This is a genomic window from Marinobacter antarcticus (assembly GCF_900142385.1).
Classification (GTDB): domain Bacteria; phylum Pseudomonadota; class Gammaproteobacteria; order Pseudomonadales; family Oleiphilaceae; genus Marinobacter; species Marinobacter antarcticus.
In genome coordinates this window covers 796034-808605 of sequence record NZ_FRAQ01000001.1, presented here as the reverse complement: position 1 = coordinate 808605, position 12572 = coordinate 796034, and the positions used below count along the sequence as shown (strand labels likewise).

6 protein-coding genes are annotated in these 12572 nt (G+C 57.2%); all 6 read left to right on the top strand.

What is annotated here, in order from left to right:
- Positions 1-30 precede the first annotated feature (30 nt).
- The 6 genes from pilH to BUA49_RS03755 all read left to right on the top strand — a co-directional run bounded on the left by pilH (position 31) and on the right by BUA49_RS03755 (position 12564).
- Positions 31-393, top strand: coding sequence for a twitching motility response regulator PilH (pilH, locus tag BUA49_RS03780; RefSeq protein ID WP_072795640.1), 363 nt, complete (start codon positions 31-33; stop codon positions 391-393).
- Between the two features lie 20 nt (positions 394-413).
- The gene (locus BUA49_RS03775; protein ID WP_072795638.1) at positions 414-959 is read left to right on the top strand and encodes a chemotaxis protein CheW; all 546 of its coding nucleotides are present in this window, start codon (positions 414-416) and stop codon (positions 957-959) included.
- A gap of 91 nt (positions 960-1050) precedes the next feature.
- Positions 1051-3126, top strand: a complete 2076-nt coding sequence (locus BUA49_RS03770) for a methyl-accepting chemotaxis protein (protein WP_072795636.1) — start codon at positions 1051-1053, stop codon at positions 3124-3126.
- A gap of 26 nt (positions 3127-3152) precedes the next feature.
- Complete coding sequence (locus BUA49_RS03765) at positions 3153-4052, top strand: CheR family methyltransferase (protein WP_072795635.1); 900 nt, start codon at positions 3153-3155, stop codon at positions 4050-4052.
- Between the two features lie 11 nt (positions 4053-4063).
- Complete coding sequence (locus BUA49_RS03760; protein ID WP_072795634.1) at positions 4064-11512, top strand: hybrid sensor histidine kinase/response regulator; 7449 nt, start codon at positions 4064-4066, stop codon at positions 11510-11512.
- On the top strand, positions 11512-12564 hold the full coding sequence (locus tag BUA49_RS03755) for a chemotaxis protein CheB (RefSeq protein WP_072795632.1): 1053 nt from the start codon (positions 11512-11514) through the stop codon (positions 12562-12564). The genes BUA49_RS03760 and BUA49_RS03755 overlap by 1 nt, the downstream gene beginning before the upstream one ends.
- The last annotated feature ends 8 nt before the right edge of the window (positions 12565-12572 follow it).

Below are 12572 nucleotides of genomic sequence, written 5' to 3'. Positions count from 1 at the left end.
CTGCTGACACAAAGAACCATCGAGGAACCCATGGCTCGCATTCTGATTGTTGATGACTCTCCTACCGAGGTTAAGAAAATCTCCACCATTCTGGAAAAGCACAAACACGACGTGCTTACCGCCGATAATGGCGCCGATGGTGTTGCAAAGGCTCGCGCAGAAACCCCGGATCTGGTGCTCATGGATGTGGTCATGCCTGGCCTCAACGGTTTTCAGGCAACCCGCCAACTGACCCGAGCTCCGGAAACGGCGTCCATCCCTGTCATTATTGTTACCACCAAAGATCAGGAAACCGACCGCGTGTGGGGCACCCGCCAAGGCGCCAAAGGGTATCTGGTAAAGCCGGTTAACGAAGACGACCTGATCAAGACAATCAACAGTCTGATTGCCTGATCCCTAACCGTGGAGTAAGCATGTCCGCCCAGGTCGCCCCCTTTGCCGTTCTGACGGATATCGCCCAGCGCAGCCGGTCCATGGCCGCTGGCCTGCCGGAACAACAGGAAGCCGTAGAACTGTGGAATGGCATCGGCTTTGTTCTTGCAGGTGAGCACTATGTGGCTCCCATGGGTGAGGTCACTGAGATACTGCACGTTCCCCGGTTTACGCACATTCCGGGAGTGCGGCCATTTTTGATGGGTGCTGCCAACGTTCGCGGTCGCCTTCTCCCCCTGGTAGATCTTGCCGGATTCTTTGACATTCCCCGCTCATCCCGCAGCCCGCGGGAACGACGGGTTCTTGTTGTTGAACAAGGCGATATTTTCAGTGGTCTGGTCGTCGATACTGTACTGGGCATGCAGTACTTTGCAACCGACAGTTTCAAGGCAGCGCCAACGGGTGTGCCTGAAAACGTTCAACCGTTTGTCGCAGGCGGCTATGAACGAAACGAAGAAGTCTGGAAAGTGTTTTCCGCCGTCGACCTGCTCGAAGACGAACGCTTTCTCGACGTCGCACAGTGGTAAGGGTGATGACCGTGGCAGGACAAACGCCCTGACTGCCTGAAGCCTGATTAAAACAACTTGCCAAATTCTTGAAGAGGCCGGGAGCCAGAAAATGAAAAACAGAGCCGGAAGAATCGGTACAGGCCAGGGAGGCAACAAGCTCGTTGCCGGCTTGATCGCCTCACTGATCGCACTCACTGTCCTGCTCGTTGTGGTCCTGTTTATTGTTAACAGGGACAGCCAGAACGATCAGGAATACATCGCCAACTCAGCTGATCTGAGGGTGCTTTCACAGGAAATCGCGAAAAACGCGACTGAGGCCGCCGGCGGTACCGCCGAGGCATTCAACCAGTTGCGCCGCTCCCGCGATGAATTCCAGCAGCTCTGGGCAAACGTGACCGAAGGCAACCCGGAAACCGGCCTGCCACCTAGTGAACTGGCCCGCGAGAGCGGTGTTCAGCAACACTGGAACACGGTACGCGAGAACGCTGACAGCATTCTGACCACCCGGGATGCCGTGCTTGGCCTGCACGAAGTAGCGCGTACCCTGAACGAAACCATTCCTCAGCTTCAGGTTGAGTACGACGATATCGTACAGATCCTGCTGGACAACAAAGCGCCGTCTGAACAGATTGCACTGGCACAACGCCAGTCACTGCTGGCAGAGCGGATTGTTCGCTCGGTAAACAACGTACTTTCCGGTGACGAAGACGCTGTTATCGCCGCCGACCGGTTTGGCCGCGACGCCAGCCTGTTTGGCCGGGTGCTCGAGGGTCAGCTTAACGGCAATCCGGCCATGGGCATTTCGAAAGTAAACGACGAAGATGCCATTTACGGCCTGGAAGCGGTTGATGAACTGTTCGCGTTCGTTTCCCAGAACGTAGACGCTATCCTTGAAGCTTCTCCCGACCTCTTCAAGGTACGCACCGCAGCCAGCGACATCTTCCAGAATTCCGAAATCCTGCTTTCTGAGCTCTCTGTTCTGGCCGAAAGCTTCCGCGCCCAGAGCGGCTCGCGGCTTGTCAGCCCGACTCTGGCTTTTTTCATTCTGGCTGCCATGGCCGCCATGGTAGTGTTTATCGGCCTTGCTCTGTACCGGGAAGCCCAAGCGCGTCTTGCAACTACTCAGGAGCAGAATGAGCAGAACCAGAATGCGATCCTTCGGCTGCTGGACGAACTGGCCGATCTGGCCGACGGTGACCTTACCGCAGAAGCCACAGTAACCGAGGACTTTACCGGCGCCATCGCCGACTCCATCAACTACGCGATCGACCAGATGCGCGGGTTGGTACAGGCGATTCGTGGCACAGCGGTACGTGTGGCCTCAGCAGCCCAGGAAACCCAGTCCACTGCCATGCACCTGGCAGATGCATCTGAGCACCAGGCTCAGGAAATTGCCGGCGCCTCTGCAGCTGTTAACGAAATGGCCGTATCCATCGACCAGGTATCTTCCAACGCTGCAGAATCTTCAGCGGTTGCGGAACGCTCGGTTGCCATCGCCAAGAAAGGCGCAGAAGTGGTACAGAACACCATCCGCGGCATGGATAACATCCGCGAGCAGATCCAGGAAACATCGAAGCGGATCAAGCGTCTGGGTGAATCTTCCCAGGAGATCGGTGACATCGTATCCCTGATCAACGACATTGCCGACCAGACCAACATTCTATCCCTGAACGCTGCAATCCAGGCCTCCATGGCCGGTGATGCAGGCCGGGGCTTTGCGGTAGTTGCGGACGAGGTTCAGCGCCTCGCGGAACGCTCCTCTGCGGCAACCAAGCAAATTGAAGCACTGGTCAAGACGATCCAGTCCGACACCAACGAAGCGGTTATCTCCATGGAGCATACCACCGCCGAGGTGGTTCGTGGTGCACGTCTGGCACAGGATGCGGGTATTGCCCTCGAGGAAATCGAGAACGTATCCATGAGTCTTGCGGAGCTGATTCAGAACATCTCCAACGCCGCTCGCCAGCAGTCATCCTCTGCGGCGCACATTTCCAATACGATGAACGTTATCCAGGAAATTACTTCCCAAACATCGTCCGGTACCAACGCAACCGCGAAGTCGATCGGGAATCTGGCAGACATGGCGTCCGAGCTGCGGTCCTCCGTTGCCGGCTTCACGCTGCCCGAAGAAGATATGGTCGACCACGAAGAAGAGGAAGACAGCAACGTTCCGGTGGTGAGCTGATTACAGCCCAGGGCTAATGGCGGTTTATGTCTGAACTTCATAACAACCCGTCACCTGCCGAGAGCACTTGGTTTCTGCGTCGTCTTCCTGATATGGACGAGGCGCAGTTCAGCCAGTGGCAGGCACTGCTGGAGGACCGCACAGGCATGACACTGCCTGCGGAGCGGCGCTCTTTTCTGGAGACCAATCTTGCTATCCGGATGCGGGAAATAGGCTGCAGTAGCTATCAGGCCTACTACGAAACGATTGTCTTTGGGCCGGATGCCATACGGGAATGGTCGACACTGGTTGATCGGGTAACGGTACAGGAAACCCGTTTTTTCCGGGATCCGGACGCCTTTCGGTTAGTCGCCGACTATATTCTCACGCGGCCCAGAGAGCAGTTCCGGAAGCATGCTCTTGAAGCCTGGAGTGTCGGATGTTCCACGGGCGAAGAGCCTTACACTCTTGCCATGGTGCTGAACGAGTGTATGAACCAGCTGGCTCTGCAGCCGCTGTATGGCGTAACCGGCTCGGATATCAGTTCGCCGGTGATCGAGAAGGCCCGGGCTGGCCAGTTTAATGCCCGTAAACTGCAGGGCATGGAAGAAAACATGAAGACCCGGTATTTCCGCCCGGCCGAGCGAAATACCGTTGAAATTGTCGATAGCATCCGGGAAAGGGTTTGTTTCACCAGATTGAATGTATTGGATCTGGATAAGGCACCCATGCACGGGATGAACATTATCTTCTGCCAGAATTTGCTGATTTATTTCCGTCGCTGGCGCCGGCGGGACATTGTCAGGCGACTTGCAGAGCGGCTGGCGCCCGGGGGACTTCTGGTTCTGGGCCAGGGAGAGCTGACCGACTGGCAGCCCCCTGGCCTGCAAAGAGTACCCTCGGAACATGTACTGGCGTGGATAAAGCGCCAGACTGACGAAGAATAACCGGAGAGGTTATGGGCAATCACCATGACAGCATCGCCCTCGACTGGGTTCGGGGCGAAATACAGGACACGCTGACTCAGGGTCAGCACGCGCTGGAAGCGTATGTCGAGAATCGTGACGACACCGCTCGCCTGCGCTTCTGCCTGAATTATCTCCATCAGGTGCATGGCACTCTGAAGATGGTTGAGCTTTACGGTGCAGCCTTGCTGACCGAGGAAATGGAGAAGCTCACCCAGGCGGTGCTGAACAACAGTGTCGCCAGCGTGGACGAAGCCGTTAACGTTCTGATGCAGGCGATTCTGCAGCTTCCGCAGTATCTGGAACACCTGACCAGCAGCCAGGATGATTTCCCCATGGTGCTGCTGCCTTTGCTGAACGATCTCAGGGCCGCACGGGGCGACTCTCTGCTTTCAGACACCTCGCTGTTCAAACCTGATCTGGGCCCGTCGCGTATGCAGGTTGCAGGCAACGTTTCCCAGCGCCTGCAGGATCCGAACGTACTCGGCCATGTTCGTAAACTTCGCCAGATGTACCAGTTTGCCCTTGCCGGCGTCATTCGCGAAGAAGACCTCAACGCACAGTTTGCGTACCTGCAGAAAGTCATTCATCGGCTGGTTCGCCTGTGCCAGAAAACACCCCGCGGGGAACTCTGGAAAGCCGCAGCAGCCTTCGTGGAAACGCTCCAGGCCAGGGCCAACCCAGTCAACGCCGCGGTTAAATCCTTGCTGCGGGAGCTCGACAGCGAGATCCGCCGTCTCATCGACGAGCATGGCAATATCCTCGCGCAGCCCGCGCCCGACGCGTTGCTTAAACACCTGCTCTATTATGTTGCCCGGGCCCGGGACCTGGACTCCGAAAAGGTCCGGGACCTGCGTAGCCGCTATCAACTTGAGCAGGCTCTGCCCTCTGAAGATGATGTAGATGCTGCCAGGAACCGTGTTTCCGGCCCCGGCCGTGAAGCCATCCACTCTGTTGTCAGCGCGCTTAATGAAGAGCTCGCCAAGCTGAAAGATCAGCTTGATCTGTTTGTCCGCTCTGAAATGCGTCAAAACAGCGAACTTGAAGATCTTCTGCCTGGTCTGGTGCAAGTAGGTAACACACTCGCAGTTCTCGGCCTGGGAATTCCTCGGAAAGTCATTACAGAGCAGATCGAACTGGTTGAAAAACTCAGCGCCCAGAACGAATTGGTCGATGATGGCACCTTGATGGACATCGCCGGAGCTCTGCTCTATGTGGAAGCCAGCCTCGCTGGCCTGGACAGTGACCGGCAACCGGAGCGCTCCGGTAATAGTGACGATAACCTGCCTCTCAGCCAGGGCTCCCGGGAGCTCGGTGAAGCCAGCAGCGCCCTCCTGAGGGAGTCGCGCAACACACTGGAGCAGGTGAAATCTGCTGTTATCAACTTTATTGCGTCCCAGTGGGACACCCGTGAAATCGAACATGTCCCCGGCCTGCTGCACAGCATCCGCGGCGGTCTGAGCCTGGTTCCACTGGACCGTGTGGTCAGCATGCTAGCCTCTGCCGAGCGCTACATTTCAGACGTTCTGCTCAGCGACAGACACGTGCCCGACTGGAAACAGCTGGATACCCTGGCCGACGCAATCACCAGTATTGAATACTATCTGGAGCGCCTGGCTGAAGGCATCAGTGATAACGACGACATTCTGCGAATCGCCGAAGAAAGTCTCGCCAGCCTTGGCTTCCCCGTAGGTGAGGAACCGACTTGGGACAACGAGCCTGCCCAAGACAGCACACCGGTTGTCGAACAAACCGAAACCAAAACGTCGGACGAGGATCTTCTGGACGATGAGATCCTCGGTATCTTTGTGGAGGAAGCAGAGGAAGTTCTGCAGACCATCCACGAATTTTACCCACGGCTGCGCCAGAACCACGACGACCGCGCGGCACTGACAGAAGTCCGTCGAGCGTTCCATACGCTCAAAGGCAGCGGTCGCATGGTGGGTGCAAACAGTCTTGGAGAGCTGGCCTGGTCTGTGGAAAACCTGCTGAACCGGGTCATCGACCAGAGTATCAAACCGAACGACGAACTTTTCACTCTGATCGACGAAGTCAACGCCCGCATTCCTTCATTGATTCAAGAGTTCCGTGAAGGCAAGGTGGCTGGCGACGTAGCCGGGCTGATCGAACGCGCCGAGTCCATAGCGACAACTCGCCGCAGCGACGACGATGAACAGACCGACACTCCGGCCGACGTGCTGGGCGAACCAGCGCCCGAGGCAAACCCGGAGCCGGACGTAGCGGCCGGCAATGACCGGCACGATGATCTGATTGACGATGAAATCCTCGAGATCTTTATCGAGGAGGCGGGCGAGGTTCTGGACACCATCCGGGAATACCTGCCAATGCTGCTGCGCCAGCATGATGATCGCAGCGCCCTCTCCGAAGTACGACGCGCATTCCACACCCTTAAGGGTAGCGGTCGCATGGTGGGTGCACTGGTGGTAGGTGAGCTGGCCTGGTCTGTAGAAAACATGCTGAACCGTGTAATCGACGGCAGCATTTTCATGAACGACGACATTGCCAGCTTGCTGGATGACGCTACCGGCATTCTTCCGTCTCTGGTGAGTGATTTTGAACACCAAAACCCGCCTTCAGTCGATCCTTCTGGCCTTGAAGCGCGAGCCACCGCCCTGGCCAACGGCGAGATCCCCGACACCAGCACCATGCCGGCCGCAGAAACCGAGGGTGCTCCCAATGCCGGCGCTATGGAGCTACCCGAAACGTCATACGACGCGGATGACGGCGGCGTTGATCCGGTGCTGCTGGATATCTTCGAGAGCGAAACCGAAACCCATCTGCAGACCCTTAGAGCGTTTCTTGAATCAGCTGGTGACAAGATTAACGTGTCCTACACCGACAATCTTTCCCGTGCTCTTCATACTCTCAAGGGCAGCGCCCATACGGCGGGGATCGCCCCAATTGCAGCGGTCATTGCCCCGCTGGAGCGCTTCATCAAGGAGTCCCGCGCCCAGAATCTGCGCGCCGACCGCGATGTGCTGTCGCTGATTGAAACGGCTTGCGACTTTCTGACACAAGGGTTGGAGCAGATCCGCAGAGAGCCCCAGGCTTCCCTGCCCGGCACCGAGGCCTTTCTTGAAAAACTGGAACATATTTCCAGCGACAGGCTCCGCACCTACAGTGAATACGCGAGCCATGACGGCCAGCAGCCCGCACCATCCCAGCTCGTGCAGCTATTCCTCAATGAAGGCCTGGACATTGTTCTGGATGCTGACCTCATCCTCGAGCAGTGGGCAGACAATCCGCAGGATACCGGATCGCTCCGCCGCCTGAATGCCGAACTGGCGCAGCTTACCGACGCAGCGACCGATGCCGGGCTGCCTGATGTAGCAGCCTTGTCAAAAGCATTGCAAGAAGTCTACGCAGCAGCCACAGCCCGAAGCGAAGCACCAGACAAACAGTTCTTCTCAACCGTGGGCAACGCCCATGAGCATCTGCTCAACATGATGGATCAGGTGGCTGCAGGGCTGGCAATCGAGTCCGGCGATGAGTTGGTTGCTGAGCTCGAAGCACTTACCCAGTCCATGTCGGAGCCGGAAGCCGAAGCCGCAAACGCCTTCGACCAGGAGTTCACCGACGATCTGGAAGAAATTGATCTCAGCTTTGACATGGATGAACTGGAAACGGCCGAAACCGAAAAAACGGATGCCGGCCAGCAGCCATCATCCGAACTGGCTTTACCAGAAACGTTCGACAGCGAACTGGATGAAGAGCTGGCGGAAATATTCCTGGAAGAAGCTCGCGACCTCATCGATAGCACTGCCGAAGCGCTGCAGAACTGGAGCGAATCTACCGGCAACCTGGATATCCTGCGTTTGCTTCAGCGGGATCTGCATACTCTGAAAGGCGGTGCTCGCCTGTCCGATATTCCGGCGGTGGGCGACCTCTCTCACGAGCTGGAAAACCTGTTTGAGGGGTTGACTGAACAGCGGCTATCGGTCAACGACGAGCTGTCAGACCTGTTATTCCGCTGTCATGACCGGCTGGCCGGCATGGTAGAAAACATGGAAGCCAAGGAGCTTCCGCGCCCGGCTCCGGATCTGATCAGCGAAATCCGCGCCTACATGGACAACACAAACGGAAGCGGCTCCCGACCGGTCACAGACGTAGCGATATCGGACGAGAACAGTGAAGCCATATCCGATGAGGGTGCAATCCCGGTTCCGGAACTTGAGGAGGCTGACGGGCCTGAAGAGAGCGATCACGAAACCTATCTCTCGCACATGGACCCGGAGCTGACTGGCATCTTCCTTGAGGAAGCCTACGACCTGATCAACTCCACAGGCAGTGCGCTGCATACCTGGAGTGAAGATCCGTCCAACCGCTCAGTAGCCGCAGAGCTGCAACGGGACGTTCACACCCTCAAGGGTGGCGCCCGGATGGCCGGGGTGGATGCTATTGGTGACCTGACCCACGTGCTTGAAGATCTGTTGGAGAAAGTGGCGGAGGGCCAGCTGGAAGCCAGCAGTGTCATGACTGATCTACTGTTTGCGTGCCACGACCGGCTGGCGCAGATGGTTGAACAGGTCGCTACCCAGAAACCCTGCCCCCCCGCCAGCGATCTGGTGGATCAGGTAGACGCCATTCTCCGTGGCAAATCTTTGCCCGTGGCGGCTACAGACAGAGACACTGCCGCGCCACTTCCCGAGGTCAGCCAAACGGAAGACAGTGACGGCGAACTCACTGACATCTTCCTGGATGAAGGCCACGAGATCCACGACGCCATCAGTGAATGTCTCGACCAGTGGCGCGAAGACCCACAGGCAATGGACGGCGTAACTCAATTACAATATGAGCTGCATACACTCAAGGGTGGCGCTCGGCTATCCGATGTTGACCCCATTGCAGACCTGGCTGACGGCTGGTCGGGCGCACTTGATGCCTTGATTTCCAGCACCGGCAACCAAAAGCTTTTGTTGGCCCTCAGTGACCGCGGTCTTGCCGACCTGAAATCCATGCTCAGTGCGCTGGAGCAGGGCAACGAACCGGTCGCAGACCCCGAACTTCTTGCCGCCTTCAGCAGCGCACAGGATCCTGATGTCGGCATCCGGGAACTTTCAAAAGAGCAGACTGCAGCGACAGACCAGGACATGGTTGATCCGGAAATTCTGGAAATATTCCTGGAAGAGGCCGGCGAAATCATGGATCAGCTGGAGCACCTCCTTGATGACTGGCGTAAAGATCCTGCCAGTAGCCATTTCAATCAGGAAGCACAGCGCGCACTGCACACGCTCAAGGGCGGAGCCCGTTTATCCCAGCTCTCTGCACTGGGTGATAGAGCTCATAGCTTTGAAACGCGCCTGATCGAACTGGGCGGCAAAGCACCGGATGACGCCCAGTGGCAGTCCATTACCGAACACCACGACGGCATCATTGCCCTGGTGGCAGACGTATGTGAACGCTTCAAATCCGGCGTGGCGACACAAGAACCGCTGAGTGCAGTTACGACAGGGGCTCAGTCGCAGCCGGAAATATCAGCGGATCAGAGCACATCTGGCGCCTTGGCCGAACGTGCGCCCAAGCCTGTACTGGCTAAAACACCGGCAAAGGCCCGGAATAGAGGCGCAGACGCACAGCGTACCGCCGCTCAGGAAACCATCCGGGTCTCCGCACCTCTGCTGGACGATCTGGTCAACCTGGCGGGCGAAACCAGTATCACCCGTGGCCGACTGGAACAGCAAAGCAGTGATTTCGGTCATACTCTGGATGAAATGGCCGCAACCATAGAGCGCTTACGCGAACAGCTGCGCCGGATGGAAATCGAAACCGAGACACAAATCCTCTTCAGTGCTGAAAAAGAGCACGGCCCCGACTACGGCGACGATTTCGACCCGTTGGAAATGGATCGGTACTCATCCATTCAGCAGTTGTCCCGAGCTCTGACCGAATCGTCTTCAGACCTTGCAGATCTGCGCGAGACACTGTCTGACCGGGTTCGGGATACGGAAACGCTGCTGGTCCAGCAATCCCGAATCAATACGGAACTCCAGGAAGGTCTGATGAAGACCCGAATGATTCCGTTTTCCTCTATGGTGCCGCGTTTGCGCCGGATTGTTCGCCAGATCAGCGGCGAGTTGGGCAAAAAAGTGGAATTTGATGTACGCAATGCCGAAGGCGAAATGGATCGCAACATTCTGGAGCGGATGATCGCGCCACTTGAGCACATGTTGCGCAACGCCATCGACCACGGAATCGAAAGCCCGTCCGAACGCCGGAAAAACGGCAAAGCAGAAGCGGGTGACGTTACTCTGTCGCTTGTCCGGGAAGGCGGCGATGTGGTTCTTCGCATGATAGACGACGGCGCCGGCATTCCTTCGGCACTGATCCGGGACAAAGCTATCCGCCAGGGATTGTTGCGGGAAGATGAAGACCTCTCAGAACGGGAAATTCTCCAGTTTATTCTGCAACCGGGATTTTCGACCGCGCAGAAGGTGACTCAGATTTCCGGTCGCGGCGTTGGCATGGATGTGGTGGCCAGCGAAATCAAACAGCTCGGCGGTAGCCTGGACATCGAATCACAGCTCGGCCGGGGCACCGTATTCACAGTAAGGCTGCCGTTTACCGTCTCGGTAAACCGCGCCCTGATGGTATCCACGGGTGAAGACTTCTACGCCATCCCGCTTAACACCATCGAAGGTATAGTCCGGGTCAGCACCTACGAGCTTGAGGAATACTACAAGCCGGATGCACCGATGTATGAATACGCTGGCCAGGAGTATCGACTGCAATATCTCGGCAGCCTGCTGAACAGCGACCATCATCCCAAGCTCCAGGGCCAGGCCCTGCCGCTGCCGGTGATTCTGGTCCGCGGTGCCGAGCAGCCCATGGCTCTGCAGGTAGACAACCTGATGGGTAGCCGGGAAATTGTTGTTAAATCCCTCGGCCCTCAGTTCAGCAGCGTTCGCGGCGTATCCGGTGCCACCATTCTTGGTGATGGTAACGTGGTGGTGATTCTCGACCTGCCAGCCATGATCCGTTCCGATATATTGTCCGAACGCCAGCGCCTGGCCGATCTGGAAAAGGGCCGGGAATCTGCCCGCTTCGAAGAGCGCGCTACGGTCGTGATGGTGGTGGACGATTCGGTAACCGTCCGGAAGGTTACCTCTCGCCTGCTAGAGCGCAATGGCATGGAGGTTATCACCGCTAAAGATGGCCTGGATGCGGTTGCGCAGCTGCAGGATCACAAACCGGACATCATGTTGCTGGATATCGAGATGCCCCGCATGGACGGCTTTGAAGTGGCCAGCTTCGTGCGGCACGACGACAACCTGCGCGATATGCCTATTTGCATGATCACGTCACGAACCGGTGAAAAACACCGTGAGCGCGCGCTGGCTATCGGTGTAAACGAATACCTCGGCAAACCGTTCCAGGAGACCGAATTGTTGAAAACAATTGAACGGCTGACCGGTAAGCAGTGATGACCGGCCATAACGGTCGGGCTCAGGTCGGAATTGTTTCGGATGTTGTCCTGCAGAGGCACCGCCTGCAGGCAGCCACCGCAAAATTCGGCCTTGAGGTCTGCTTCTCCGGTGACCCTGAAAGACTTCAGGGACAACCCGGGTTTCCAGATGCCGGTTTATGGCTGGTCACACTGGAAGATGAGGCGGATCACCCGGCTCTGTTCGACTATCTGCTGGAAAATACCGAGGCACCGGTTCTGTTCGGGCTGGATCAGGCCCCCGCATCTGGCAGTACGGAGTATTTCCGCTGGGAGCGCAGACTGTTGGGCAAGCTGGAGCAACAACTGGGAGAGCTTGCGCAGCTGGATTCCCGAGCCAGCCTGGAAGAGCTTGGGGAACAGGCTCCGGAAAACGCAGGGGCATCCGAGCTTCCGCAGTGGCTGACACCCGCGACACCTGGCTCTGTAGCAGAGGATGTCTGGGTGTTGTGCGCCTCTCTGGGTGGGCCCGCTGCAGTGAAGGCGTTTCTGGATAGCCTGCCGCCTGGCCTGCCTGTGGGTTTTATATACGCCCAGCATATTGATGGCAATTTTGCCGAGGTGCTCACCCGGGTACTTGGCCGACATGCGCATTACAAACTGCAGCGTGCAGAGGAAAATTACCGGGTAAAAAACGGCGATGTCGTACTAATGCCGGTTGAGCACGAATGGAAGTTTGACAGCACTGGCGTACTAACCGAGCTGGAGACTCCCTGGCCCGGGCCTTACGGCCCTTCTATTGACCAGGTGTTGCTGAATACCGCAGATCACTACGGCGCGCACTGCCATGGGATCCTGTTTTCCGGTATGGGCAACGACGGTGTGATAGCAGCACCATTGCTCAAGGCCTATGGTAGCCGGATCTGGGTTCAGGAGAGCACCAGTTGCGGCAACAGCTCAATGCCGGATTCCATAGCCGCTACGGGCTGTTCCAGCTTTTGCGGTACGCCCGAACAACTGGCCCGGGAACTGGTCAGAACCATCGAAAAATCCTGCCTGCTCAAAAGCCGGCAGAAACGGGACACCGCCTGAGGACACAA

Coding starts and splice junctions, on each gene's coding strand:
- BUA49_RS03765 (WP_072795635.1), top strand. CDS start 3,153: ATGTCTGAACTTCATAACAACCCGTCACCTGCCGAGAGCACTTGGTTT.
- BUA49_RS03760 (WP_072795634.1), top strand. CDS start 4,064: ATGGGCAATCACCATGACAGCATCGCCCTCGACTGGGTTCGGGGCGAA.
- BUA49_RS03770 (WP_072795636.1), top strand. CDS start 1,051: ATGAAAAACAGAGCCGGAAGAATCGGTACAGGCCAGGGAGGCAACAAG.
- BUA49_RS03755 (WP_072795632.1), top strand. CDS start 11,512: ATGACCGGCCATAACGGTCGGGCTCAGGTCGGAATTGTTTCGGATGTT.
- BUA49_RS03775 (WP_072795638.1), top strand. CDS start 414: ATGTCCGCCCAGGTCGCCCCCTTTGCCGTTCTGACGGATATCGCCCAG.
- pilH (WP_072795640.1), top strand. CDS start 31: ATGGCTCGCATTCTGATTGTTGATGACTCTCCTACCGAGGTTAAGAAA.